Origin of the sequence: Pedobacter sp. UYP1, assembly GCF_040547305.1 — a bacterium.
GTDB lineage: Bacteria > Bacteroidota > Bacteroidia > Sphingobacteriales > Sphingobacteriaceae > Pedobacter.
The window spans coordinates 356,017-381,730 of sequence record NZ_JBEPPL010000003.1; the positions used below are offsets into that span (position 1 = coordinate 356,017).

Below are 25,714 nucleotides of genomic sequence, written 5' to 3' on the forward strand. Positions count from 1 at the left end.
AGTCAAACTGATGCAGGTTATTAAAATATAAAGCTCCCGGGGTTATTCCCTCTGCGCTTATATTGAATATCCCTGACCGGATGAACTAATTTTTAACAGGTATTATTTTTTGATAGTTTATTGTGCACCAACACCTGGGATCAATGAAAGAAAAGTAACTGTATCAGCAACCGCTTCCTGTTGTGAAGGGAAGTATAGGTTATTCTCATTGCGGATCATTTGCGGCCCGCCCATATTGATCATATCCCCTATCGGACGGGATACATCCTCTCTGTACATTTCAAAACCAAGGTTGTTGTAATATTCGAGTGTACCCCCAGTTTGATACAGATCGATCATCACCCCTTCCCAGTCATGGGATCTGTTGAGATGACCGGCAGTATTGTTATATACCTGCGCATTAGCAGGTTTAATTCTGGAAGGATAAGCCGCCAGATAATCCTGTATTTCCGGAGTAACCTGAAGCTCAAACGCAGAATACTTCCAGCTGTTCCACACAATGTTATTGTAAATCGAAATATCCTCAACTTCAGCACCGTAAGACACACCCCATGCACGAATTGCATTTCCCTGGTGGTTCGTGATCTTATTGTCATGGAACGATCCGTTACCATCCAGATGGAAAATACCATTATGATAGCCGTTCGGAGCGTTAGGATCATCATATCTTGTATTGATATTGTCCATAATATTTCCGGCAATTTCATAACCATCAGCCTGTCCAACGTAAACTACATTTCCAATACCCGGGCAATTCTTAACTACACAATTCAGGAATTTAAAATTTCGCATCAGATTTACAATTCCTTCGGCTGCAAATGCACCATCACAATGAAACCCTGTACTCGTGTTTTCAAAAGTAAGCCTCTCCAATTTCCAGTCTTTAGAAGTAGATGCATCTGTACCATCGTACACTCCTTTGTAGTGATAAGAAATAGTATAGTCGCCCACATTTTTAAAGCTGATATCATGCAGGTATATCCCATTACTATGGTTTTCAATAGAAATAGCGCGGTAAGTCTGATCCGTAATTGATGCTCCCCACAACTCAAAATTGTCTGCCTGGCCGATATCAATACTTCCACCATTCAACACTACTCCAGTTGCATCCATTCTGACATTGGTTGCTTTCTCCACATAGATGTAACTGTAATTACCCGGAACAATCTTCACATTGGTATTGGCAAGCGGCTCCAGAATCAGCTGACCTGAACCTGTACCTATGCTCACGAAATCAGGATCTACCGGAGGAGCTACCGGTGGCACAATTGCCGTTGCATAAGCTCTTTTAAAATCTGTGCTTGCAATAGCAGGTGCTGCAACTTTACCATCCGAATAAATGATAATATTACCTTTCACTGTGTAAGTAATGAACTTGCCGTTTACAGTAACAGAACCTGTTTGATCTTGTGCAGCTGTTGCTGCTTGTGTGGTTAATTGACTCATAGTTTGTTGTTATTTAATTTGACAATATTATTTTTTGATCATTTATTGCGCTCCAACACCTGTTAAAAGCGAAACAAAATTGACCGTATCTGTTACCGCTTGCTGATGAGAAGGGAAATAATGGTTATTCTCATTGCGGATCATTTCCGGCCCGCCCATATTGATCATATCATCTACCGGGCGCGATGAATTCTCTCTGTACATTTCAAAACCAAGGTTATTGTAAAATTCCAGTGAACCACCAGTTTGATACAGATCAATCATCACCCCCTCCCAATCATGAGATCTGTTTAAAAGACCAGCAGTATTATTGTATACTTTTGCATTGGCTGGTTTCATTCTCGAAGGGTAAGTTTCCATGTAAGTAAACATCTCCGGGAAAACCTGCAACTCAAAAGCAGAGTATTTCCAGCTGTTCCAAACAATGTTGTTATAGATTAAGATGTCTTTGGTATCAGTACCATAAGAAGCCCCCCATGCACGAATTGCATTTCCCTGGTGATTTGTGATTTTATTATCATGGAAAGAACCATTACCAATCATGTGGAAAAGACCATTATGATAACCGTTCGGAGCATTAGGATCGTCATATAATGTATTGACATTATCAATTGTATTCCATGCGATTTCATACCCATCGACCGCTCCCATATAAACTACGTCCGAAATTTCAGGGCAGTTTTTCACCGTGCAGTGTAGGAATTTAAAGTTTCGCATCAGCGTCTCAATTCCTGCATCGTTAAATCCGCCGCCGCCACTAAAAGCTAAACCAGTATTTTCAAAAGTAAGGCGTTCAAATTTCCAGTCTTTAGAAACCGTACTGTCCGTACCATCATATATCGTTTTATCTTCATAAGCAATTGTATAATTACCTACGTTTTTAAAGCTGATATCATGCAGATAAATACCATTACTATACCCCTTAATAGAAAGAGCGCGGTACGACTGGTCAATAATCGACGCTCCCCATAACTCAAAATTGTCTGCCTGGTCAATATCTATAGATCCGCCTTTTAGAATTACTCCTGTTGCATCCATTCTGACATTAGTCGCTTTTTCGACATAGATGTAATCATAATTGCCCGGAACAATCTTCACATTTGTATTGGCAAGTGGTTCTAGAATGAGCTGACCTGAACCCGTACCTATACTTACAAAATCAGGATCTGCCGGAGGGTCGACAGGAGGATCAACAGGAGGTGTTACTGAGACCACAATTGCCGTTGCGTAAGCCTTTTCGAAGTCTGTGCTTGCGATAGAGGGAGCCGCAATTTTGCCATCCGAATAAATGATGATATTACCTCTCACTGTGTAAGTAATTACGCGGCCGTTTACGCTAATAGAACCCGTTTGATCTTGTGCAGCCGTTGCTGCTAATTGTAATGAAAATAGACTCATAGTTTATTTGTTTTATAGATTGTTTATTTAAAATTTCTGTTTGTCTGCGAACTCCTTCATGAGTTTATTCAACTCATCCAAAGTCTGATTAATGCTATCCAGCCTGCAGTTAACCGGATAATCCGTGATTTCTATAGCTTCTATTTTTTCTGGTGGGGCCCTTGTTGGCAATACACCGCCAATGAGCAACAGCAATCCGAGCAGTGCTAAAAGTTTTTTCATCTCCCCCTATTTTCATTAAAGTATTTCCGGACCGATTCTACCGTTCCATTTAAATGGTTTAAAGAAGTATCCAGTTTTTTGTTATTACTATCCTGCTGTTCCTTGTAAGGCGCAAGCTGTTTAGGCAATTCCTGTTGAACACCTTTTTCCACAGCGAGGTTAATCTTCTCATTTAATGAGGTTATATCTCTGATCCGAAGTCGGTTCATCTCATTCAGGACACTGTATTGCCAAAAGTTCATTGCCACAGAAAGCAGGAGCATCGTAGCAAAAGGGTTCTGCTGAACAGCGGTAAACAACCGGTCAAACATCCTTTCAATCCATGCAGCTTTTCTGTCTATCATGTCTTGTGTTTCTGTTGGTGGATTTTGTATTTCTTCCATGGTAATTAAGTTTTATAAGGTTTAATCCTGCTTAACCAACTTTTCAGGAACCTGGCCTGTGTCCCTTTTGCGATCGAATTGTAAAAAGCCTGTCTTTTACTGTTATATATTAAAGTAAGTTTAGCTGGGTCGCTTGTATTGACTGCCTGGATAGTTAAGGGGCCTATAATACCGTCTGAAGTCAGCTTTATAGCAGAGATCAGATTAACTGAATCCTGTAAATATTTAGCCGCCCTTACCGTTCCGGAATTCACTCCGAAATCATAAACCGTATTGGCCAGCTGCTGATCATGAATCAAACTCAACTGATTAATATCCCAGAAATTCTCTTTGTAAAAAGACCAGATCAGTTCAGTTAACTGCACATTGTCCTTTGCTTTCCGGTTGATCAGTGCAGCAGAAACACCATTCGTATCTTTCAGTCCGTCAATGATCAGCCAGCCTCTCCATCCGGACCAGTTATTTCTGGAAATGCCCGCATAGGTCTCCCCTCCTTTATCATTCGGATCATTCACATATCCACCTTCATTTATCCCTGTCAACCGTTCTGCTATTCTAAAGTCACTCATATTTTCCTCTTATTTATGTTGATAATCAGGTTACAAATCCATCTTTCCGGCTTACTGGAATAAATTTTCTGTAGCGCGGATAACATGTGTATTAATTATCTATTTCTTGTATAATCCTATTTTTTGTACATTTACTTCGTTGTACGATACAAATATAATATAGAATATTCTATATTTGCAATATACAAATAGAATATTCTTTAAATAATCATGGAAAACACTGAAAATCAACGTCTTAAAATATTCAGGAAATCACTCAATAAAACTCAAATGGAGTTTGGAATGGTTACCGGATTAAAACAAGGAAGTTTTGCGGATGTCGAAAGAGGCAAAGTGAAGGTTTCGGGAGATATAAAAAACGCACTAAATAAAGAATTTTCTTTAAATATAGAATGGCTGGAAACAGGCCAGGGGGAAATGACTGCGAATACTGTAAAACCAAATGCCAGATCAATTGGCGAAATACAATATCCTTTAGAGTTTACGGACTCTCCTTTTATAGACCTGGGAGAAGGACAGTATTTAATGGTTGTACCTTTAGTTAATGAATATGCTTATGCTGGCTATTTATCCGGCTACAAGGACCCTGAGTATTTAGAAGTATTACCAAAGCATACAATAATCGTGGACAAATATCATAAAGGCAGTTACAGAGCATTTGAAATAGTTGGTGATAGTATGGATGATAACACCAAGGAAAGTATCAGCGATGGAAGTATAGCTACTGGAAGAGAAATTCAGCAGCATTTGTGGACTTCTAAATTTCACACCCACAGATTTAAAGATTATGTCATTGTACATCGTAAAATGGGGATTATCGCGAAACGGATCTCAAACCATGACACTGAAACTGGTATCATTACTTGCCATTCGTTAAATCCGGACAAAGTTGCCTATCCTGACTTCGATATTCACCTTGATGAAGTGAAACAGATGTTTAATATTGTGAACGTCCTGCAGAAAAGATAAGAAAGCTGATGTACTATAAAAACTTGATATGCTGGTAAAAGACATTAAATACAAGGTTATAATCTAATTATTATTTTAATATTTTACCTTTGCACCCGCTAAAACAGAGTATATCAATCTGAATAGTCTGTAAGCTCTTCACTCCTATCCTATTACCAATAACAGAAGGAAGAAGACTGGCATAAAAATTAAGTATAAAACAATATTTCCCCTTTTGAGATGAGTAAGTTTCTATATGGAATTGATTTTGGAACAACCAATTCTGCACTATCTATTTATGACGAAGAAAAGAACGAAATCATAAGTACGATAACAGTTCCTTCGCTCTTGTATTTTCAGCAAGAACAAAGTGCAACCCAGCCCTTAAATTACGTGGTGGGTGAAAATGCTATCGATGCTTATCTGAGCGATGGGATGAAGGGAAGGTTTATCAAATCTATCAAGCAAATCTTATCAAGAAGCAGCTTTATAGAAACACGCATTCATAATAAAAGATACAATGCATCCGACCTTGTCGCTTTAATCCTGAAAGATTTAAAAAACAAGGCTGATGAAATCATCGGATATGATTGTCAAAAGGCTGTGATTGGTCGTCCTGTATTTTTTGATGATGATAGTGCATCCAAAGATACCCTGGCGCAAACAAGATTGAGTAAAGCAGCTGAAAATGCAGGTTTCACGGAAGTACGTTTTCAGTTTGAGCCCATTGGTGCTGCCTTTGCTTACGAGAAGACTATTACAAAAAAAGAAAAAGTACTGGTAGCCGATTTAGGTGGAGGAACAACAGATTTCACTTACCTGGTGCTTGATCCTGATCATTCCGGCAACAAAGACAGGAGAAATGACATGATGGCCTCTGGTGGTATTTATATTGGTGGAGACAGCTTTGACTCTGCTTTTATGTGGGATAAAGGCACACCTTATTTCGGGAAGAATACCTTATATGAAGCTACCCCCGGAAAAGTGCTGACCGTTCCAATGTCGCTTTTTGCGAATATCTGTACCTGGGATAAAATGAACTTCTTTAATGGGTTGAGGATACAAAAAGACTTACAGGATTATTATCACTACTCTAAAAAAGACAGGAAGTTCAAAAACCTGATTACACTAATTGATAATAATCTGGGTTATTCTATCTTTCGTTCTATTGAAAAAACAAAGATTACTTTATCTGATGAGCAGGTTTCTCAATTTACCTATTCAAATATGGAAATTGAAATAGACGAAGAAGTTTCCAGAGAACAATATGCTGCAGTGATTGAGAAAGATATCAAAAAGATCAGTGTTTATCTTGATGAATTCATGCTAAAAAACAATATCAAACCTGAAGAAATTGATAGTTTATTCCTTACCGGCGGAAGTTCATTAGTTGGAGGCGTACAAAATCTTTTCAGGAATAAATTCCCTCATATCCCGGTAAATTCTGGGGATAACTTTACAAGCGTTGCTAAAGGCCTTGCTTATAGCGGTTATTTATTTGATGCAGATTAAATTCAATTTCACCAAGCTATTGGGATAACTCTGTTTCATTTAAGTTAGCTCCTTCCATAAGTCGAAACGTTTATAGACGTTTAAAAATCATTCCTTGATTTGCTTACAAGCTTCAGGGATTTGCATACATGCGCACGATTTGGCTTACCGACCTTTGGATCATGGAAATAAAACAAATAGCATTGGGTAGCCAGGGTTTGGTTGTGCCTGTGACCGGCCTTGGCTGTATGGGCATGACGGGTTTTGAAGCGGCGCATATGTATGGCCCTGCGGACGAGCAGGAAGCCATCGCGACGATTCAACGTTCGCTTGAGTTAGGCGGTAATTTTTTAGATACTGCCGACCTGTACGGACCGCTGAAAAATGAACAGTTGATTGCTAAAGCAATCAGTGGTAAACGTGATCAGTATATCCTGGCAAGCAAGTTTGGCTGGGAGATCGACGATCACAATAAGGTAACCTGGGCCATCAATGGTAAGAAAGATTATGTAAAGAAATCTTTGGAGCGTTCGCTCAAAAATCTGAATACGGATTACATTGATCTGTATTACCTGCACCGCCTGGATAAAAATACGCCAATCGAGGAGACCGTTGAGGCGATGGCTGAGCTGGTTCAAGAAGGTAAAGTGGGTTATATCGGATTGTCGGAAGTTTCATCCGAAACAGTTAAGCGGGCACATGCCGTGCACCCGATCACTGCCGTACAAAGCGAGTACTCTTTGTTCGAGCGGACGGTGGAAGAACGAGGCGTTTTGGCAACCTTAAAGGAATTGGGTATTGGTTTTGTAGCTTACTCACCGCTGGGCCGTGGATTCTTATCCGGGCAGATCAAAAGCATCGATGACTTACCCGAGCATGATTTCCGCAGGGCAATCCCGCGTTTCCAGGGCGCACAGTTCGACAAAAATATTGAATTGGTGAAAGCTATCGAAATAATGGCCGAAGCCAGACAAGTCACTTCTTCACAGCTGGCTTTGGCCTGGATCACGAGCAAAGGCATCGTACCGATCCCGGGAACGAAACGCCGGAAGTACCTGGAGCAAAACATTGCGGCAACAACTATTGTATTAACTCAGGCGGATTTATCACAACTGGAAAGCATCGTGCCTTTAGGTACGGATACCGGTGCGCCTTATGATGAGTTCAGTATGGGCTTAATTGATTAATTTTGTTTATGAACGTTATTAACTCCATATCGGAATTTCACCGTTTGCTGTCCTTAACAGAACCCCGACACCCGCTGGTGAGTGTGATCAATCTGTCGGAAAGTGTCTTTTTGGAAGACGAGATCTGGAAAGGTTTCGTTAACCGCTTTTATTGCGTGGCGCTTAAACGCGAAGCCAAAGGCAAGATCAGGTATGGACAGCAGCATTATGATTACGATAAAGGGGTATTGAGTTTTACCGCGCCTAACCAGGTGCAACAACTGGAGCTGCAAAATATGGAATGCGGTTCCGGTTATCTCCTGATCTTTCACCCGGACTTCTTGTTACAGCATACGCTGGCAAACAGCATTCATCACTACGGTTTTTTCGATTACGCAGTTAACGAAGCGCTGCACCTGTCGGCCGAGGAAGAAGATGACCTGATCACGATCCTCCATAAAATTGATAAGGAGTGTCAGCATATCGATAAACATACCCAGGAGATCATTTTAACGCAGATCGAGAGCCTGCTAAAATACTCCAACCGTTTTTATGAGCGGCAGTTTTTGACCCGCAAGAATAATAATTCAGCGCTGCTCACCAAGTTTGAGCAGTTGATCGATGGCTACTTTAACAGCGAAGTACAGAGTTTGCTCACCGTACAATACATTGCTGCGCAGATGAGCCTGTCACCGAACTACCTGAGTGACCTGCTTCGGGTTCATACCGGGCAGAACACACAGCAGCATATTCATGAAAAACTGATTGTGAAAGCCAAAGAAAAACTTTCCACGACCAGCCTTTCAGTCAGCGAGATCGCCTATGCCCTGGGTTTTGAGCACGCGCAATCCTTTAGCACGCTTTTCAAAAAGAAGACGAATTTATCGCCGCTGGAATTTCGTCAGGCTTTTACCTGATTACCAGTAACAAACTGTGTCCGGTAAATATTCTTCGCTGAAATATTTACCGGTAGCAAATCTGAGCGCCATAAAAAGCAGTAATCATCTTTATTTTAACCACATACGTCATTCAGTACTGTTTTGAAAATGAACAGAAAATGAATATGAACAAGCGTTTTTAATTTTGTGGGTTTGCCTAAATTCATAGGACAAAACAAAATTTATGAGCCCGGCATAGCTCAACTGATTATTAAACCTACAGCGTAGTAATTATAAAATCTAAATGGTAATAATTATTAAACCCGCAGGATAATAACTAGTTGAATCATCAAAGGCGCAGCTAACAAAAAACAATAAATAGATGAAAACTACAGCTAACGAAAAGTCGCTTCCCTTCCGTGTTGGCAGATGGCTTCCCTCCGATCAGACTATCCTGGAAAAATGGTTAGGAGATCTCATTACAGAAGTAGAAAAGGATAAACATCCTTTGTTACCAGTAATTGAAGAATTAAAGGACTTAATAGAAGATGATCCAGAAGTATTCATGTGGTTCCACCTGATGTTCTCGGAAGTACCACGTAAACCACCTTATAATAAAAATCCTGAAGGTGAACCTCAGGTTAGGGACTATCATTTGATGTTACGCCTGATCAATAGAATAATGACCAGGGCGCCAGAATTTAATGAAACCGGACTCGTTGGTTTCCCGATTAATGCCATTTTGGATTGGTCTATGGGTACTACTGCTGGATATGCTGCTTTCTTAAATGAGAAAGTGAATTGGCAATTCAAAAGAATACTGAACGAATGGGGAATTTTCCTATGTTCAGCAGATTCCAGATATGTACTAAGTAAAGACCCTAAAAGCGGATGGTTTGGCGCTGATGCAAAAAAAGCAATGCCAGACTTCGATCAGGAATTTATATGTGACCCTGCCAAGCCTCACCATGGCTTTAAATCATGGGATGATTTCTTTACCAGGGAGTTCAGAGAAGGTCAGCGTCCATTGGCCAGCCCGGAAGATGATAATATAATTGCAAATGCATGTGAATCTGCTCCTTATAGAATTGCAGAAAAGGTTAAAAAGCATGATAAATTCTGGATAAAAGCACAACCTTATTCATTAGAGCATATGATGGCTAATGACCCACTACTTGATAAATTTGTAGGAGGAACAATATACCAGGCCTTTTTAAGTGCTTTAAGCTATCATCGCTGGCATAGCCCGGTAAGTGGAAAAATAGTAAAAGCCTATGTAGTAGACGGCACTTATTATGCCGAGGCACAATCAGAAGGCTATGATCCATCCGGCCCAAATGAATCTCAGGGTTATATCACTGAGCTTGCCACCAGGGCATTGATCTTTATTCAGGCAGATAACCCTGATATTGGCCTGATGTGCATTATGCCAGTTGGTATGGCAGAAGTATCTTCTTGCCAGATTACTGTTTATGAGGGACAGCATGTTAAAAAAGGCGAACAGCTGGGAATGTTCCATTTTGGAGGATCTACACATTGTTTATTCTTCGGACCACAGGTTAAAATTGCCTTTGATATGCATGGTCAGACCCCAGGATTAGACTCCAGTAATATTCCATTAAAATCGAAGATTGCGACAATTTCAAAATAAAATCAATCCGGGAGCCACCAGCTTTCTGGAGAAAAAAAACAAATATTCATACACACATCAATTGATAGCTGGGGCTAATAGTATTAGTTCCAGCTTTATTATCGTTCAATAATAATATTATTGTCAACATCTTGTTTCGATAGCCAAAATTAAAGATTTAAGGATATATTGAACTTAACAGTCCTATTTTAAACAGGCAAAACATTTTAAAACCCTTTTTATGAAGATTGAAGCAATTGACTTACTTAGCAATAATATTATAGAAACCGAGCAATTTTACAACAACATACTCGACATTAAAACCCTTTCAAAAAACGAAAATGAAGTATCTTTTCTGATGGGAACAACAAAGGTATCTTTTCAAAAATCAGCTGTTAAAAATCCTAATTATCATCTTGCATTTGATATCCCAAAAAATAAACTGGAGGAAGCCTTTCAATGGCTTCAAAAAAGAACAACAGTATTACCGGTAACAGCCAACAGTCAATTTTCCTCGTTTGAAGCCTGGAATGCAAAGTCATTCTATTTTTATGACAACAATGGGAGTCTACTTGAATTGATCTGCCGTTTTGATGCTGACAACCAATCCAATACTACATTTGATAGTAGCTCGATACTATTCGTCAGTGAAATTGGTATAGTAACTGCCGATGTGCTTGCAACTGCAGAAACATTGATTAGTCAATACGGTCTTGATTATTACGCCAAGCAACCTAAGACAGAAAATTTCGCAGTTATCGGTGATGAAAACGGATTGCTGATCTTAGTTACTCCCGACAGAAACTGGTTCCCGACAACGGAAAAAGCGCAAGCATTCGAAGCCAGAGTTCAGCTAAGCACAGCGGACCGCGCAAAGCAGGAATTACATATCAAAAACTAGCTGGGGCAAGAAATAATCATTCAGTAGTTGGTTTCCTATCAATGAGCTCACCATCAATAAGCTCCATTGATGGGAACTAATTAATCAATATGAATAACTTACAGTTTCAAAAAAGTATAGCCGATACTTTTTCCATTTCCTGAGATAGTTGCCTGTAACTCTTTACCTGATTGCTTGTAAACGATTTTCTTTGGAAAATCATGACTTGCGTTTTCACAGGTAAAACCATTGGCATCGATAGCTGTTAATTTAAAATAGACAAGTCCTTTGTTTTCCTTCACATCAGCTACAAAAAAAATGGCATTGTCCTTAATCAGCAATGTCATTTTTTCTACAAAAGCCGTGTCTGCTCCAGTGATTTTTACTCCTGTTCCTTTAAGTTTAAAAGCGGATTCCTTTACCCATTCCTCAGTCGTAATTTGCCCCGGCTTTCCGTTGGTGCGTTTCCATTTCCCAAGCAAACATTCCAGTTTCTTAAAATCAACCTGTTGTTTTTTAGCGGCCAGCTCCTGCTGCTGAGAAGTCATATCCTGCTGTTTAGAGTCCAGATGCTGTCCTTTTTGCTGTCCATAAACAACCGTAAACCAAAGGGGCACTATAAAAATCAGAAATAACTGTTGAATCTTCATCCTTTTTTTTATTAAATATAGGAATTACCCATTATTTAAATATAAAGATTACCTGTATTCCACCTTAATTTTTTTTTAAAAAATTCACTCCAAAAGATCTTTGTATTTCGCGGAGAAAATGAATAAAACCAGTATGATTTAAAGAAACAAACTTATAAAGTTAATTATCAAAAAACATATAATATTTTTACCTACATTCACTTAAAGTTTATTTAGTTAACCAAAAAATATATTAAAATAAGAATCTATCCTAAAATCATATAAACAGTAAACATATTACTTCATGAGAAAAACAAAAATTACTACAATTATGCTGGCCCTGGGGTCTGCCTTTTTGCTGACGAATTGTAAAAAACAAGCAGAGACTATTAGTCAGAATCAAGACTTAAACAGTTCCGCGGCACAAGTAAACGCTGTTAATCCGCTGGCCGTATTATTTAATGGAGATGCAGTCAATGGAAAAAGCAATGTGTGGAAAGAAACCAATGTAGAACAGGATGGTTCAGTTACCACTATCAATGATGAAACCGGAACGCTTTGCTGGAACTTTTTAAAACCTATAGGCAGCCATCGTGCTGAAGGTCATGGGGCAAAAAACTATCAAGCTGCAGAAGGATCAGATATTTATATAGGCTGGACCAGTAAAATATATATGCCGGTTTCTTTAAAAACGGAGGCTATATTTCAATGGAAAGCCTACCCTACTTCAAAAGCAAAAGCCAATCACCCTTTAATGCTCCGTACAAATAATGGCAAATTAGAGTTACAGCATTTTGATGAAAATCATACCGCAACTGTGCCCTGGTCAATTGCATTAGCTACAGGAACCTGGCAGCAATTTGTGATCCATATGAAAGTATCTGAAGACCCAGCTGTCGGTTTTATAGAATTTTGGTATAATGGCGTTCAGCAGTCCTTCTCCAATGGGAATAAAAGATTAAAATGCAGAACGCTGGATAGTGATTTCTGCGATCCAAAATGGGGAGTATATGGTGGTGACACTGCAAAAGTTACCCATGTGGTGAAGAAAATACGCATTGCTTCTACTTATGCAGATGCAGTCCAATAAATATTTCCATTTCAACCAGAACCCCTTTTTATAAAAACGGTTATTCTTTCAACAAGAACCTGCTTCTCATTCAACAAGACTCCGCCTTTCAACAAGAAACGTTTCCACTACCACACAAAGAAATTCACAACCACCAATTAAACCAGGTCTGCTATTATTTTAGCAGGCCTTTTTTCTAAAATATTATTAATAGTTATTGTCAAGAATCTTTTGAAGAATTAATTGTGATTGATTCAGCTTCTTACTCTTAATTGCTTTAAACAACTGCTCATGCAAGTGATGGTTCATCGCAAAACGACTAATCCCCTGTTTCTCTCTGGCCACAAAGAAACTACGCATGATCAGCGTAAAACTATAATACAAATCAGACAATACAGGATTTAAAGAAGCCTGGGCAATAGCCGTGTGAAATGCAATATCGGCATCAGCACAACTTTGAGGATCTTCAGCTTCGATAGCCGATTTACGGTTTCCTAAAGCCAGTTCAATTTCTTTAAGCTGTTCTTCAGTACGGTTATGTGTCGCCAGCTTCACAATTTCCTTCTCCAGCAGGCGCCTTACCGCATTCACATCATCAAAATCAGCGCGTCTTAACCGCTGCTCGATGCTGACTTCCTGAAAACTCGTATTCACAAAAGTACCAGACCCCTGCTGCACCTTCAGAATTCCCGAAATGGCTAAGGTCTTGATGGCTTCTCTTATACTGGAACGCCCTACACCATATAGCTTCATCAGTTCAGGCTCAGCAGGTATTTTCTCGCCCGCTTTGTATTTCCCCTGGGAAATATCCTCTTTAATCAGGTTAATTACTTTTTCGTAAAGTTTGATGGAGTTGATCAAAATAATTGCTTTGTCACAAACATACGATGTTTCTTGCAAACATCATCTACATGCTCTTATTTTTTAACTAGTAAGAAGCCACAAAAACAGTCTTGCACCCATAATAAGTATTCACCATGGCTATATAAGCGTTCACCTAAAACATATGATGTTAAAACAAACATATGATGTTTTATTTTAAAATATCATTTCTGCATTATATATTTGCTTCATATTAATCTAAAAAAGTATGGCAACTACAAGACGTGGATTTATTTCCGCAGCATCTTTATCCACCTTTGGTTTGGTAACAGCTGCAACAAGCCTGAATTTATTAATCCCTCAAAAGGCTGATGCAGCAGTAAAATCAACGGTAAAAAAAGGACCAGACGGTCCGCAAGCAGAATTGGAAGATTTTGTTTATGACATTGAAAACGGAAGTACGGGCTGGACAGGCACTGGTGGAACTGCCAAAGAAGCCACTGTCGAAGAATTTCCGGTTTCACAAAGTATAGCAGCAGTAATTATGCGGTTAAATCCAGGTAGCTTCCGTGAATTGCACTGGCACTCCATTGCAGCAGAATGGGCCTATATTTTAGAAGGAAAAGTGCGTACAACAGTGGTCTCTCCCGATGGGACAACATCGACCGATGACTTTGAAAAAGGCGACATCTGGTATTTTCCTAAAGGTCATGGCCACTGCTTACAATGTTTAGGAGACGAACATTGCTTATTCCTGCTGGGTTTTGACAATGGTCACTTCTCTGAGTTTGGAACATTTAGCTCAACAGACTGGATCAGCCATATTTCTCCAGAGATTATGGCCCGTAACTCAGGATTGTCAGCAAGTACATTTGCTGCTTTCCCGCATAAAGAACTTTATATTGGTACCGGGAAAATAGCTACAGCACCAAGACCACAAAACTTAGATCCGAATATCCCAACCAGCAGCTCTGCACATAAGTTCCGTATGGAAAAAGATGGTGTATTTCAGCAATTTGCAGGCGGTTTTACAAGAAAAGTTTCTTCTAAAGAATTCCCGATCCAAACTACGCTGACTGCCTTACGTATGGATATTGAACCAGGAGCGATCCGCGAACTTCACTGGCATCCAAATGCTGATGAATGGCAATATGTAATGAGCGGAAAAGGAAATCTGAGCATTTTTGGTTCACATGGACGTGTCAAAACAATGCCTTATAAAAAAGGTATGGTATCGTTTATCAAACAAGGTTACGGTCACTATATCGAAAACACGGGTACAGAAACGCTTAAATTGATTATATTATTTAATGCCCCAGAGTATCAGGAAATCTCATTGAATGAATGGTTAAGTGCAAATCCGGCACAACTTGTTCAAGATCATTTTGGGATTACACCAGCGCAAACTGCTACACTTGCACACCATAAGAAAGGAATCTTTTAAAAATAATCCCCTGACTACTAAAAAGTCAGGGGATTATTTCTACATGAAGTAACGACTAAAATGCCCCTGCTTCAGACAAGGCAGCAAAAGACTGGCCATCATAAGAAGATTTCGCTATAATTTTAAAATAACGGAAAGCCTGTTTAGCAGGTAAATTAATGTATTGTGCTCCATTTACATTAGCCAGCACATATGATCCTGCAGAAACAAAACTTGACCCATCGGTACTATATTGAATCTCAAAATCTTTAATGGCTCTTTGCAAACCATTTCTTTGGGAAAGACTGATTCCGGTTACCTGTTTAGCAGCGGCCATATCTATGGTAAATGAATGCGGATAAGCAGCGGTTGTACCTGAATATTGTGAATGCCAATACGTATTGATTACCCCATCAATCAAGTTCGCCGCTTTACCATCTTCTTCAGAAGTCTCTTGTGAACTGACATTCAATACGTTCCAGCCAGTTTTACTAAACTCATCCCTGCTGCTGAAGTTAAGTACCGGAATACCATTTACAAACTCATAATTATAAATCGTTTCTGTTACATTACCATTGTCATGAACTAATTTAACTTTCAACTCATAAGGATTACCATCTTTGTATTTGAGCTCCGAAATTGGCATTTCCACGTAAAAACTATCTACGCCTATCGCTTTAGATTCCCAGGTAGTGGCGTTATAGTCCTTATTTACGCCAATCCCCTCATTATTTACATTCGGGTCATTATAATAAACCACACTGTTTACCTTAACATCTGATGTAAACCGGCCGGAAACCACAATCGCCGATTTCGAAGGGTCATATTTTGCATGAATCTTACTGATTGATGCCTTAACAGCTCCATAAGAAGCCTTATCACCTTTATTAAATACTTGATTTACATTTAATATCGCTGCATCTGTAGCGGTTAAAAAAGTCGGAGAAATACCTAAGGTGCCATTACCTGCCCACATTAATGCCATTCCAAGCGATGCATTTTCTGATACTTTCTGACAGTTATGCGGTAAATTCAAACCATGGCCTAATTCATGCATCATTCCGCCAAACCAAACACTGAAACGCTTACCATCTGCATCAGTTTTACCCAGATTTTTAATGTCCATACCCTCATAATCAAGCGCATAACACCACTTTCCAGTTCCATAAAATGGCCCGCCGCTTGGTGTCCCATCTGCTTTAAATTCATAACGCGGTATAATTACCAAAGTATGTGCACTGGTATTTTCTGCCGGATGCGCGGTGAAATAGGCATTGATCTCTTGTGCCACAGCTCCATTTCCACCAGAATAAGGATAACTGCTTTTTGGTTTGGTTCCCCTGATCACCGTAATTTTCACCCCTTTAGTCGGGCTGGTGAACAAGCCAAAAGTTTTATCTGCATAGCCATTACGGGCCATTTCATCTTTATAGAATTTCTGTCCCCAGAGCATCAGGTCACTTAAACGCTTTTGATAACCAGCAAGTGTATCTAAATCATTTGGTATAAAATAAACCAGGTTAAGGTTATGGACATGATCACTGCTGTAGCCATCAACAGTAGTGACCACATCTACTGGCGTAGTACGACCACCCGAAGGATCTATTGCCTTTTTACAGGCCATGAAGCTGACCAGTACGGGAATTAATAATAATAGTTTTCTTTTCATAGTATTTTTCGATTAGGTTAAGATATTGTATTCAAGCACAATGCTTTATACAATTGTAATCTATAGATATCAAAAAAAACCAAGCCTATTAAATGATACGCAAACGTTTGACTTGCTGCCAGTATAATAATCAAATAATAAGTCCATTTTTCCAGTTCACATGGCAAATACCTTTTAGAATAGTTATCGGTCAACATTTACAGCTTACAAAGCCATCATCAATTGTCTTAAAACTGGACACAACCCAGTACACAGACACCTGAAAAATATAGTACATTATCTTACAGGAGCTTATCAAACGTTTGCGCGAAAATTGTTATCAGAATTCAACTGCTAAGCTAGAAGCATAATTGCCCATAACGAAACTGTAGAAATAGCGATCCATAAGATAACACCTTGTAAAAAAGGCCTGATCCCTACAGCTTTAATTACTTTAAATGATAAGCCACTCCCAATCAAAAACAGGGTTAGCGTCAATGCTGTTTTAGCTACGCTTACCACATATGGAGCGAATGGCTTAATAAACGGCAAATAAGTATTCGCTAACATTGCCAGTACAAACAATCCTATGAAATAAGGAATTTTAACTTTTTTCTGGTCACTTTTAAAAATAAAGGCTGTACCAAACGCTACCGGAATAATCCATAATGCCCTTGCCAGTTTTACAGTGGTAGCAATCTGTAAAGCTTGTTCACCATACTTACTTGCCGCACCAACCACAGAACTCGTATCATGAATAGCAATAGCGCACCAGATTCCAAACTGGCTTTGCGATAAATTCAAAGCATGTCCTATGGCCGGAAATATAAATAAGGCAGCAGAATTCAGTATAAATACGATACCCAATGCAGCAGAAATCTCTTTTTCACCAGCTTTCATTACCGGAGATAACGCTGCAATGGCACTCCCCCCGCAAATAGCTGTACCTGAAGAAATCAAAAAGGAGGTTTTACGTTCAGTCTTAAATACCTTCCCCAGGATGAAACCCAAGGTGAGTACACCGAAAATTGAGCAAACTGTAAACAAAAAGCCTTCCCGGCCAGCGTCCAGGGCAAAGGAAAGGTTCATTCCAAATCCAAGCCCGATTACAGCTAATTTTAATAACCAGTTAGTCGCGGTATGATTAAAACGGAGAAATGGGTGTTCCATCAACTGGGCAATTATCAGACCCAGCAAAAGGGCTGGTGGCGGAGACATGCAAGGCAACAGGCAAACTAATGCGGCAACAATAAATATAATTTTTCGGGTATTCAGGCTCATTTGCATCATCTATGTAATTTATACTGCAAAGATGTCCCAAATGCCCACGCAGGTCAAATCGCCAAAATTAATCCGCCATTACTTCAGGTTATGAGTTAATCGGGCATGCCGTAAAAAAACCTCCGATAAACCATCTGGTTTACCCTGAAGATGGATAAAATAGAAATGACGTTCTATGTGGAGTCCTGCTACATCAATTACCCTTAAAGTTCCGCGCTGAAGTTCATTGGTTAGCGCATGTATGGATACAAAAGCCAGGCAATTAGAATGCATTAAGTACGATTTGATACTTTCGGTACTTCCAAGGTGTATTTCTACTTTAAGGTCTGATACCTGCATCCCAATCTCTTTTAAAGCATAATCTATCACCTCAAGTGTACCTGACCCCTGCTCACGCATTACAAAAGAATTTTCCAGCAGTAACTCTTTACTGAGTTCAGATTTTTTAGCCAGAGGATGGTCCTGACCGCAAACCAGTACAATTTCATCCCTGATAAACTCGGTATAACTAATTTCCTGATGTTTAGATCTTCCTTCTATAATTCCAAGCTGAATTTCTTTATCCAGTAAAGCTTTCTCGATTTGTTCAGTATTTCCATTAATCAAATTGATTTCTATCGCATTGAATTTATTCCTGAACCCTGCAAGGATCGGCGCGATTACATACTGAGAAACAGTAGTACTGGCTCCTAGCGCTAAAACCCCTTCTTTTTTATGAACCAGGGCATTCATATCAAAATCAATATTCCGATAGATATCAAATAACGATTCCGTATGACTGAATAATAGCTCTCCCGCCGGTGTCAGCTGAATTTTATTCCCCTTCCGCTCAAAAAGCTTGTTATCATATTGCTGCTCCAATTCATAAATATGCTTGGTCACAGCAGGCTGTGTGATAAATAAAGCAGCGGCGGCTTTAGTAAAACTAAGCCGTTTGGCCACGGTATAAAAAACTTCTAAACGAAAGTCTGACATAGCTGGCCAAGGTCTTAATAAAATGGCAATAAATGAAATGCTATACGGCCCAAATCAGAATGCTTCTGCCCCAAATATATTTCTAACAAATTTTTCAACTACATTTACAACCTTTAATAAGCCATTTCTGCAAATCGTTCTGGTTTATAGCATAACCTAAAACCTCTTGTAAAATTTTTTACTATTCAGGGACCAAGCCTTCTTAAGTAGAAAAACACAGGAAATAAGATTGAAAAAAAAACAAAATGAAGAATAAGCGCATCTCCTTTATAGTAATTCTGGTAATTATTGTCTTATTTATTGGGTTGCTGTTAAGAACGTCTTTCAACCAGTATGCCGGGCAAAAAGCACTTCAGGCCACAAGTCTGCAAAGAGATGCAAATAACGAGCAAATCTACAAGCTGGACACCATTAATATGGGATTGCAGGAAGCGGAAAACAACTTCAGAATGTACACCTCCCTTTGGGAAAAAAAATATTTCATCAAGTATAGCCAGGGTATCCAGCATATCTCTTCTCTACTGGAAAGTTTCTCAAAAGAAGATTTGAATGCTGTCTCTACCGATATTTCCAATGATTTAGCTAAAAGGAATAAGCAAATCTTACTTTATGCCAAAATCAAAAAGATGACAGACTCCCTGATGTCTGTCAATCTGAAAGTTGATACTGGTAAAACTTTACCTGCAAACATTTCCTTTAAGAAATCACCACGGCCTGTAGTCAAAAAGATTATCAAAACAGAAGTCATCAAGCCCGCTTCTGAAGCGAAGAAGACTAAGTTCTTTCAGCGTATAAAAAGCGCCATACTGAATAAAGAAGATAAGAAAGATACCGCACAGACCAGTAAAACAGAGACCGTGATTATCGAGGCCACTGAAAATGATAACCTTTATACAAGAAAAAATCTGGAAGATGTAGAAAAATTCTATAAAAACCTCTTTGAAAGTCAGCGTGGGAATCACAAGCTGCTGACCGAAAATGAAAGAGCAATTTTAAAAATCAACGGACAGATCCTGGACAATATCAAAGTGATGTTTAATGAATTCAGTACCAGGGAACATCAGCTTCAACAAGCCAGAAAGATGTCATTAAGAGATCAGACACTGCATTCTTTAGAAGTCATTGGCACTTCAGGAAAGATCAATTTCCTGATTAATATAGTTTCACTGATCGTGATCATTTCTTTACTGATTACACTCTACCGTGCCTATAACAAGATTGTCAAAGCTAACAAATTAGCTTCTGAGCAGGTTATCGTTAAATCCAGGTTCTTTACCAGTATAAGTCATGAAATGCGGACACCGTTAAATGCGATTCTGGGAGCAACTGAACAGCTTAAGGCTACTCCATTAAATACTGAACAGGAAACGATGGCAAATTTGCTGGAAACCTCTTCTTCGATGTTGCTATCTGCTGTCAATGAAATCCTCGACTTTTCAAGGATGGAAACCGGAAAATTGTCTCTTTCAAAAACTCCTTTTCATTACAAAACTATTCTGCATGAAATTGTTGCAGCTACTGCTGTATTAGCCAATCAAAAGGGGTTGAAATTGATATTAAACCAAAAGGATGCACCAGACCTGTTGATCACAGGCGATCCTTACCGTTTAAAACAAATCCTGGTCAACCTGATTGCCAATGCAATTAAATTTACGGATCAGGGAGAAGTCCGGGTAAAAGCTGATATTAAGAAAACAGAAACTGGTCATGTTTTATTGTTGATAGAAATCAGTGATACCGGTATAGGAATTTCAGAAAAAGAACTGCCTTTTATATTCGATGAGTTTTCACAAGTCATCAACAACAAGCGTATGGATTGGCAAAAAGGATCAGGGTTGGGATTACCAATTTGTAAAAAGCTGGTTGATCTCCATCACGGAAAAATCACTGTGAATAGTATTTTGGGTAAAGGCACAAGTTTCCACCTGGAACTGCCTTATGCAATTGCGGAGCATGCACAAGAAGTTTTAACAGACAAAGAAGCCCTGGTTTCCAGAGTTGATGCTTTTAAAAACATTCATTTATTAGTAGTGGATGATGCAAATATGAATTTACTGGTGATCAAAATGATCTTTAATAAGCATAACATCAGTTTTGATACTGCAACAAATGGAGAAGATGCTTTAAAAGCCTTTGACGCCCAGCATTATGATATGGTGTTAACGGATATAGAAATGCCGGGTATGGATGGTGTTGAACTGACTAAGCAGATCAGAGCGCATCATGATATAAAAAAATGCAGAACACCAATCATAGCTATAACTGGCCAGATTTCTCCTGAATCTCATCAGAATTACATTTCTTCAGGTTTGAATGACTATATAGTTAAACCCTATAAAGAGAGCGAATTATTAGACAAAATACTAGATTACCTTCCTTAATTCATTGATTAGTTAAATTATTACGGCTTCATTAATTGATTAAAATCAGTTGATAAGCGGAATTGTGTTTATAATTTTCTGCTTAAGCCAGCTCATATTTCAGAAAGCCTTCTGCCCCATTTAAATCAGGTTTTTGTTCAATTTAAGTCAGGTTTCTACAAGGTTACTGGCTATGTTGTCCAGCAGTTTGAAGCGGGTTTGAAACCCGTTTCAAACCATAGCACAAACCCTATACAACCACCGTAAATACCCTTTTAAAATACAACTCAAGCTTAACTAAGGCATATTTTACCCCTTTACAAAACTTTACGCGAGTCATCATCCAAATACTCCTATTGCCTTAAAAACGTCATTTTTCGAAATACCTGAATCACAATGTCTCACATTTGAGAAATTATTCCTACAATTGTGTCTGCATAAGTTATAAAATTGAATACGCATGAAAGACACCAAACAAAAAATTATTGATACTGCTATTGAAATCTTTAATGATGACTATTCAAGCGCACTTGAAAAGGTGGCTGAACGGGCAGAAGTAACCAGAAGAACACTTCACCGGTATTTTACAGATCGGAATGATTTACTAAAGGCTTGCCACTTAGAAATGCAAAACAAATGCAAAATCAATATTACCAATGCTATCAATAGCACTGAAGATCCGCTTATCCAGTTAGAGCGGGTTTTATACGCAAGTATAGACTGCGGTTCTAAATATGCTTTCTTTCAAAAATTACATCAGTATCAGGGGCACCAGCACCAGAAAGAAGATGAGGATTGCGCAACCTATGACCAGACTTTTTCCCCGACTACAGCTGTTATTAAGGAATTACAAAAACGGGAGATTATCAGTCCTAACCTTACGCTTGCCTGGATTAATTTGTTTATGAGCGGAATTATCACAGCGACCATTCAATCTTCAACTAGTGGAGCGGTAGCAAAAAACGACATTAAAGGCTTTGCCTGGTTTTCATTCAGTAACGGAATCGGAATTAATAAACTATAAAATGGAAAAACTAGAATTTGAAGTTATCATTATTGGTGGTAGCTATAGTGGCTTATCAGCAGCTATGTCTTTAGGCAGGGCGATCAGAAAAACGTTGATCCTCGATAGTAATCAACCCTGTAACCGTCAAACACCACATTCTCACAATTTTATTACGCAGGATGGCTTTAGTCCGGCGCAAATTGCAAAAGCAGCTAAAGATCAGGTGTCAGTTTACCCAACAATTCAGTTTATGGAAGACGTTGTGGTCAGTGCGGTTGGAGAGGACTATAATTTCACCGTAACTACTGCTTCAGGTTTACAGATCAGCGCAAAAAAACTCCTGTTTGCGACCGGTGTATCAGACCAGCTTCCTGATATCCCCGGACTTTCGTCCTGCTGGGGGATTTCTGTTATTCATTGCCCCTATTGCCATGGTTATGAATATAAAGATCAGCCAATGGGGATTTTATCAAATGATGAAAACACAGTAGATTTCAGCAAATTAGTTTTCAACTGGAACAAAGATCTCCGTGTTTTTACCAACGGAGCGCCAAAATTCAGTACGGCTCAACAACAGGAAATCAGCGCTTCAAATGTCACCATTATTGAAAAGCCCATAGCAGGCATCGAACATGTAGCCGGACAATTGACAGGCATTAGGTTTTTAGACGGAACACTAGAAAAAATTGATGCACTTTATACCAGGCCTCCATTCGTACAACATTGCCTTGTCCCTGCAGAAATGGGCTGTGAAATGGATAAAAGAGGTTATATTTTAACTGATGATTTCAAAAAAACCACAATTCCGGGAGTATACGCAGCAGGCGATAATATAAGCCCGATGAGATCTGTTGCGAACGCAGTGGCGGCAGGTAGTATTGCAGGTGCGATGATTAACCACGAACTGATTATGGCTTAAGTTTTAAACCGTAAACATTTAAGCAGCAAATATTTGTGTTTTAACTATATTTTATCCTTAACTTAATATAACCAAATGAGTTTATCTTAAAAAGGAGGTTTTATGAATATGGTTCAAAAAATTGAGCATTGGGGTGATATCCACCATACCAAATCGCTCGACATAGTCCGTATCGGACTCGGATTACTGATTTTAAGCAAAGGCATTGCGTTTGTCAGTGACACTGGAGTTCAGCAAGAATGGATTATACAGCACAATACGCTTGGATTTTCAGGATTAATGGCTGTTGCAGTATTACATACGGTGGCTTTTGCACACCTGGTCGGTGGTTTACTGATCCTGATCGGATTAGTTACGCGCTTTGCTGCTGTGATACAAATCCCAATTCTTTTGGGTGCTATTTTCTTTGTCAATATTTCTAAAGGATTCTCTTTCCTCAATTCAGAATTATGGCTGTCAATCATTGTATTGCTCCTGCTGGTTCTTTTCTGGGTGGTAGGTTCGGGCCCATACTCTGTAGACAACTGGATGAAAACACATCGTCCAAAACCATAAATGTAGCGTAAGTTAAACTTACGCTACATTGAATAATTACTATTAATTGGTACTTCCTGGATAAGTTACTCCAGGAAAGGTTAACCTGGCTTGCTGTAATTGTACCGTCCAGTCATTGCCCTGCTCATCTTTATTTCCAAAAGCAGTAAGCGCCAGCTGTTTTAAATCAGCGTTTGCAGCCCCGCTCCAGAAATGAACAAACTCACCAAAATTTAATTTCCTGCTGTATTCATTGATATTTGTCACGCCGTTTGAAACTACGTGTTTTGGGAAATTTGCAGCTAACAAAGTGAAATACTTATTTAAAACTGCTGTTTTTCCATATTGCGTGTAAAGTGGGTACCACCAGTCTTTAAACCAATGTGATTGTGCGCGTGGATAATTATCCGATCCTGGTGAAACCAGGTTATACCAGCGTTGCGCATCAGCAGTCCTTCCCAGCCCAAGGTATACATCATAAATATAAATTTCCATCCACTTGCTATCATGCCAGATATCAAATGCTGGTGAACCATGGACGCCTTTTGAAGCGCCTTCCACGATATGACCAACCTCATGAGTAGTCAGATCCAGGTCATTACCTGTTCCTGATAACCAGGCTTGTGTACTCGAAGAGCCGCAGTCAATCACATTTCTATAGTCATGACTGGCATCCATATAAGTACTTGGATGACCGCCACTGTATTTTCCAGTATGCAAAATCACATATAGTGGCGATTCGTTACCGAAAGCGCCATAAGTCCTTTTGGTATAACTCCAAACTTGAGCCAGAAAGGTATTAGGCCATGTAATACTCCTGTCTACCTCGTTGTCATAGTAAACAGCGACATTTGAGTCTTTAAAAACGCGGTTCAGCAATTGGTTGTGCTCAAACCAGTGCTCTTTCCAGGTAGTTGGAGGTTCAGCAAGAGCCGCATTGGGCTGAGTCAGTGAATTACCAGAAGAAAGTCCGTCTTTACTGGCCGGATCTTGTTTGGTACAGGCGATCCCGGTGCTTAAAACGAGCAGACTAAAGATCATCGATTTGGTTTTCATAGGGTTTAGATTTATTGGTTAAAGATTAAATAATTGTATTTTAGGCATTATTAAAACGTTTTAACAAAATAAAAAGATGGTAGACTTGTTACATTATTAATAAATAAGATTTTTTAGGATTAATTAATTATCAGCTGGTAAATAAATATATTCATTAATTTTAATTTAGAGATAAAATTTAATAAAAAAATTAATACAACTATTTTAATACAAATGACTTAACTAAAATATTTTCGCACTATAATTTTAAACAGCATCTAAAACAAAATAAATAATCTAAGTTTAGCCTTATTTTTACAAGCAAGAACTAACCAATTCTTTTATATAATTTTTATGCAGGCAAATAACAGGAATAGTAAAACGTCCTTGCTTGGTGATGCCGAATTGGTTGATCAGATTAAACAACATAATAAACAAGCTTTTGACGAGCTTTATACAAGGTTTGCAAAAACACTGACGAGTTACGGCTTACGTTTAACGGATGATATACCAATCATAGAAGACAGTCTCCATGACGTGTTTGTATGGATCTGGACTAACAGGGCTAAGTTTGATATCAGGTATTCTCTAAAAAGTTATCTGATCAAATCGGTAAGAACAACGATTATTCATAAATTAAAAACACAACAAAAAAATGTAAGCACTGATTTTGTAGATGATGATGAAGAAATACACAGCGATTTTTCATTTTATAACACAGTTGAGTCCGAATTTATTGCAAGGGAAAGCCACCAATCTACAGCAGCAAAAGTTTTAGCGATGCTGGAGACACTTTCACCTAAACAAAAGGAACTGATACATTTGCGCTATTATCAGGAAATGAGTTTTAAAGAAATAGCTGCTTTATTAAATATCAGTATCAAGGGCTGTTATAAATTAATGGGCAGGGCAATAGACGGGCTGAGACAAAAACATCTCCTTATTTTATTTTTACTTTGGATACATGGGGTAATTAATACTTAAAAAGCCTCTTATAAATTA

The 25,714-nt window shown here is 38.8% G+C and carries 24 protein-coding genes; 13 read left to right on the plus strand and 11 right to left on the minus strand.

What is annotated here, in order from left to right:
• Positions 1-117 precede the first annotated feature (117 nt).
• The 5 genes from ABIB30_RS09375 to ABIB30_RS09395 are packed head-to-tail and all read right to left on the minus strand — an operon-like array spanning position 118 to position 4,018.
• Positions 118-1,446 carry a hypothetical protein gene (locus ABIB30_RS09375; RefSeq protein WP_354301355.1) on the minus strand — a complete coding sequence of 443 codons (1,329 nt, stop codon included), beginning with the start codon at positions 1,444-1,446 and terminating at the stop codon, positions 118-120.
• Between the two features lie 42 nt (positions 1,447-1,488).
• Positions 1,489-2,844 carry a hypothetical protein gene (locus ABIB30_RS09380; protein ID WP_354301357.1) on the minus strand — a complete coding sequence of 452 codons (1,356 nt, stop codon included), beginning with the start codon at positions 2,842-2,844 and terminating at the stop codon, positions 1,489-1,491.
• Between the two features lie 27 nt (positions 2,845-2,871).
• A complete protein-coding gene (locus ABIB30_RS09385) occupies positions 2,872-3,066 on the minus strand; it encodes a hypothetical protein (protein WP_354301358.1) in 195 nt (64 codons plus the stop codon).
• Positions 3,063-3,449, minus strand: a complete 387-nt coding sequence (locus ABIB30_RS09390) for a hypothetical protein (protein WP_354301360.1) — start codon at positions 3,447-3,449, stop codon at positions 3,063-3,065. The genes ABIB30_RS09385 and ABIB30_RS09390 overlap by 4 nt, the downstream gene beginning before the upstream one ends.
• 5 nt (positions 3,450-3,454) lie before the next feature.
• Positions 3,455-4,018 (minus strand): glycoside hydrolase family 108 protein, encoded by a 564-nt coding sequence (locus ABIB30_RS09395; protein ID WP_354301362.1) that lies wholly within the window; start codon positions 4,016-4,018, stop codon positions 3,455-3,457.
• Positions 4,019-4,228: 210 nt separating this feature from the next.
• On the opposite strand from ABIB30_RS09395, the gene ABIB30_RS09400 reads away from it, so the two are divergent.
• The 6 genes from ABIB30_RS09400 to ABIB30_RS09425 all read left to right on the plus strand — a co-directional run bounded on the left by ABIB30_RS09400 (position 4,229) and on the right by ABIB30_RS09425 (position 11,032).
• Entirely contained in the window at positions 4,229-4,987 is a 759-nt protein-coding gene (locus ABIB30_RS09400) for an XRE family transcriptional regulator (protein ID WP_354301364.1), read from the plus strand.
• 219 nt (positions 4,988-5,206) lie between these two features.
• Positions 5,207-6,478, plus strand: a complete 1,272-nt coding sequence (locus tag ABIB30_RS09405) for an Hsp70 family protein (protein WP_354301366.1) — start codon at positions 5,207-5,209, stop codon at positions 6,476-6,478.
• A 161-nt stretch (positions 6,479-6,639) separates the two neighbouring features.
• Complete coding sequence (locus ABIB30_RS09410; RefSeq protein WP_354301368.1) at positions 6,640-7,644, plus strand: aldo/keto reductase; 1,005 nt, start codon at positions 6,640-6,642, stop codon at positions 7,642-7,644.
• 8 nt (positions 7,645-7,652) lie between these two features.
• On the plus strand, positions 7,653-8,540 hold the full coding sequence (locus ABIB30_RS09415) for a helix-turn-helix domain-containing protein (protein ID WP_354301370.1): 888 nt from the start codon (positions 7,653-7,655) through the stop codon (positions 8,538-8,540).
• Positions 8,541-8,883: 343 nt separating this feature from the next.
• Positions 8,884-10,152, plus strand: a complete 1,269-nt coding sequence (locus ABIB30_RS09420; protein WP_354301372.1) for a phosphatidylserine decarboxylase family protein — start codon at positions 8,884-8,886, stop codon at positions 10,150-10,152.
• Between the two features lie 220 nt (positions 10,153-10,372).
• Complete coding sequence (locus tag ABIB30_RS09425) at positions 10,373-11,032, plus strand: VOC family protein (protein WP_354301374.1); 660 nt, start codon at positions 10,373-10,375, stop codon at positions 11,030-11,032.
• Positions 11,033-11,130: 98 nt separating this feature from the next.
• On the opposite strand, the gene ABIB30_RS09430 is transcribed toward ABIB30_RS09425, so the two are convergent.
• Complete coding sequence (locus tag ABIB30_RS09430; protein WP_354301377.1) at positions 11,131-11,661, minus strand: DUF6265 family protein; 531 nt, start codon at positions 11,659-11,661, stop codon at positions 11,131-11,133.
• 283 nt (positions 11,662-11,944) lie between these two features.
• Between ABIB30_RS09430 and ABIB30_RS09435 the strand changes: the two genes are divergently transcribed.
• Positions 11,945-12,730, plus strand: a complete 786-nt coding sequence (locus ABIB30_RS09435; RefSeq protein ID WP_354301379.1) for a heparin lyase I family protein — start codon at positions 11,945-11,947, stop codon at positions 12,728-12,730.
• Between the two features lie 186 nt (positions 12,731-12,916).
• On the opposite strand, the gene ABIB30_RS09440 is transcribed toward ABIB30_RS09435, so the two are convergent.
• Positions 12,917-13,570 carry a FadR/GntR family transcriptional regulator gene (locus ABIB30_RS09440; RefSeq protein ID WP_354301381.1) on the minus strand — a complete coding sequence of 218 codons (654 nt, stop codon included), beginning with the start codon at positions 13,568-13,570 and terminating at the stop codon, positions 12,917-12,919.
• A 229-nt stretch (positions 13,571-13,799) separates the two neighbouring features.
• Here ABIB30_RS09440 and ABIB30_RS09445 point away from each other — a divergent pair, with 229 nt between their 5' ends.
• Positions 13,800-14,975 carry a cupin domain-containing protein gene (locus tag ABIB30_RS09445; RefSeq protein WP_354301383.1) on the plus strand — a complete coding sequence of 392 codons (1,176 nt, stop codon included), beginning with the start codon at positions 13,800-13,802 and terminating at the stop codon, positions 14,973-14,975.
• 55 nt (positions 14,976-15,030) lie between these two features.
• Here ABIB30_RS09445 and ABIB30_RS09450 read toward each other — a convergent pair whose 3' ends face one another.
• The 3 genes from ABIB30_RS09450 to ABIB30_RS09460 all read right to left on the minus strand — a co-directional run bounded on the left by ABIB30_RS09450 (position 15,031) and on the right by ABIB30_RS09460 (position 18,858).
• On the minus strand, positions 15,031-16,623 hold the full coding sequence (locus ABIB30_RS09450; RefSeq protein ID WP_354301385.1) for a discoidin domain-containing protein: 1,593 nt from the start codon (positions 16,621-16,623) through the stop codon (positions 15,031-15,033).
• A 333-nt stretch (positions 16,624-16,956) separates the two neighbouring features.
• Complete coding sequence (locus tag ABIB30_RS09455) at positions 16,957-17,892, minus strand: YeiH family protein (protein ID WP_354301387.1); 936 nt, start codon at positions 17,890-17,892, stop codon at positions 16,957-16,959.
• 69 nt (positions 17,893-17,961) lie between these two features.
• Positions 17,962-18,858 carry a LysR family transcriptional regulator gene (locus tag ABIB30_RS09460; RefSeq protein WP_354301389.1) on the minus strand — a complete coding sequence of 299 codons (897 nt, stop codon included), beginning with the start codon at positions 18,856-18,858 and terminating at the stop codon, positions 17,962-17,964.
• Between the two features lie 245 nt (positions 18,859-19,103).
• On the opposite strand from ABIB30_RS09460, the gene ABIB30_RS09465 reads away from it, so the two are divergent.
• The 4 genes from ABIB30_RS09465 to ABIB30_RS09480 all read left to right on the plus strand — a co-directional run bounded on the left by ABIB30_RS09465 (position 19,104) and on the right by ABIB30_RS09480 (position 23,698).
• A complete protein-coding gene (locus ABIB30_RS09465) occupies positions 19,104-21,239 on the plus strand; it encodes an ATP-binding protein (protein ID WP_354301391.1) in 2,136 nt (711 codons plus the stop codon).
• 439 nt (positions 21,240-21,678) lie between these two features.
• A complete protein-coding gene (locus ABIB30_RS09470; protein WP_354301393.1) occupies positions 21,679-22,242 on the plus strand; it encodes a TetR/AcrR family transcriptional regulator in 564 nt (187 codons plus the stop codon).
• A 1-nt stretch (position 22,243) separates the two neighbouring features.
• Positions 22,244-23,143, plus strand: a complete 900-nt coding sequence (locus ABIB30_RS09475; RefSeq protein ID WP_354301395.1) for an NAD(P)/FAD-dependent oxidoreductase — start codon at positions 22,244-22,246, stop codon at positions 23,141-23,143.
• Positions 23,144-23,245: 102 nt separating this feature from the next.
• Entirely contained in the window at positions 23,246-23,698 is a 453-nt protein-coding gene (locus ABIB30_RS09480; RefSeq protein ID WP_111632622.1) for a DoxX family protein, read from the plus strand.
• A 42-nt stretch (positions 23,699-23,740) separates the two neighbouring features.
• Here ABIB30_RS09480 and ABIB30_RS09485 read toward each other — a convergent pair whose 3' ends face one another.
• A complete protein-coding gene (locus tag ABIB30_RS09485; protein ID WP_354301398.1) occupies positions 23,741-24,733 on the minus strand; it encodes a hypothetical protein in 993 nt (330 codons plus the stop codon).
• A gap of 333 nt (positions 24,734-25,066) precedes the next feature.
• Here ABIB30_RS09485 and ABIB30_RS09490 point away from each other — a divergent pair, with 333 nt between their 5' ends.
• Positions 25,067-25,696, plus strand: a complete 630-nt coding sequence (locus ABIB30_RS09490) for an RNA polymerase sigma factor (protein WP_354301400.1) — start codon at positions 25,067-25,069, stop codon at positions 25,694-25,696.
• Positions 25,697-25,714: the final 18 nt, after the last annotated feature.

Coding starts and splice junctions, on each gene's coding strand:
- ABIB30_RS09455 (WP_354301387.1), bottom strand. CDS start 17,892: ATGATGCAAATGAGCCTGAATACCCGAAAAATTATATTTATTGTTGCC.
- ABIB30_RS09405 (WP_354301366.1), top strand. CDS start 5,207: ATGAGTAAGTTTCTATATGGAATTGATTTTGGAACAACCAATTCTGCA.
- ABIB30_RS09425 (WP_354301374.1), top strand. CDS start 10,373: ATGAAGATTGAAGCAATTGACTTACTTAGCAATAATATTATAGAAACC.
- ABIB30_RS09390 (WP_354301360.1), bottom strand. CDS start 3,449: ATGGAAGAAATACAAAATCCACCAACAGAAACACAAGACATGATAGAC.
- ABIB30_RS09480 (WP_111632622.1), top strand. CDS start 23,246: ATGAATATGGTTCAAAAAATTGAGCATTGGGGTGATATCCACCATACC.
- ABIB30_RS09380 (WP_354301357.1), bottom strand. CDS start 2,844: ATGAGTCTATTTTCATTACAATTAGCAGCAACGGCTGCACAAGATCAA.
- ABIB30_RS09375 (WP_354301355.1), bottom strand. CDS start 1,446: ATGAGTCAATTAACCACACAAGCAGCAACAGCTGCACAAGATCAAACA.
- ABIB30_RS09400 (WP_354301364.1), top strand. CDS start 4,229: ATGGAAAACACTGAAAATCAACGTCTTAAAATATTCAGGAAATCACTC.
- ABIB30_RS09395 (WP_354301362.1), bottom strand. CDS start 4,018: ATGAGTGACTTTAGAATAGCAGAACGGTTGACAGGGATAAATGAAGGT.
- ABIB30_RS09460 (WP_354301389.1), bottom strand. CDS start 18,858: ATGTCAGACTTTCGTTTAGAAGTTTTTTATACCGTGGCCAAACGGCTT.
- ABIB30_RS09470 (WP_354301393.1), top strand. CDS start 21,679: ATGAAAGACACCAAACAAAAAATTATTGATACTGCTATTGAAATCTTT.
- ABIB30_RS09435 (WP_354301379.1), top strand. CDS start 11,945: ATGAGAAAAACAAAAATTACTACAATTATGCTGGCCCTGGGGTCTGCC.
- ABIB30_RS09485 (WP_354301398.1), bottom strand. CDS start 24,733: ATGAAAACCAAATCGATGATCTTTAGTCTGCTCGTTTTAAGCACCGGG.
- ABIB30_RS09475 (WP_354301395.1), top strand. CDS start 22,244: ATGGAAAAACTAGAATTTGAAGTTATCATTATTGGTGGTAGCTATAGT.
- ABIB30_RS09420 (WP_354301372.1), top strand. CDS start 8,884: ATGAAAACTACAGCTAACGAAAAGTCGCTTCCCTTCCGTGTTGGCAGA.
- ABIB30_RS09415 (WP_354301370.1), top strand. CDS start 7,653: ATGAACGTTATTAACTCCATATCGGAATTTCACCGTTTGCTGTCCTTA.
- ABIB30_RS09410 (WP_354301368.1), top strand. CDS start 6,640: ATGGAAATAAAACAAATAGCATTGGGTAGCCAGGGTTTGGTTGTGCCT.
- ABIB30_RS09465 (WP_354301391.1), top strand. CDS start 19,104: ATGAAGAATAAGCGCATCTCCTTTATAGTAATTCTGGTAATTATTGTC.
- ABIB30_RS09445 (WP_354301383.1), top strand. CDS start 13,800: ATGGCAACTACAAGACGTGGATTTATTTCCGCAGCATCTTTATCCACC.
- ABIB30_RS09450 (WP_354301385.1), bottom strand. CDS start 16,623: ATGAAAAGAAAACTATTATTATTAATTCCCGTACTGGTCAGCTTCATG.
- ABIB30_RS09490 (WP_354301400.1), top strand. CDS start 25,067: ATGCAGGCAAATAACAGGAATAGTAAAACGTCCTTGCTTGGTGATGCC.
- ABIB30_RS09430 (WP_354301377.1), bottom strand. CDS start 11,661: ATGAAGATTCAACAGTTATTTCTGATTTTTATAGTGCCCCTTTGGTTT.
- ABIB30_RS09385 (WP_354301358.1), bottom strand. CDS start 3,066: ATGAAAAAACTTTTAGCACTGCTCGGATTGCTGTTGCTCATTGGCGGT.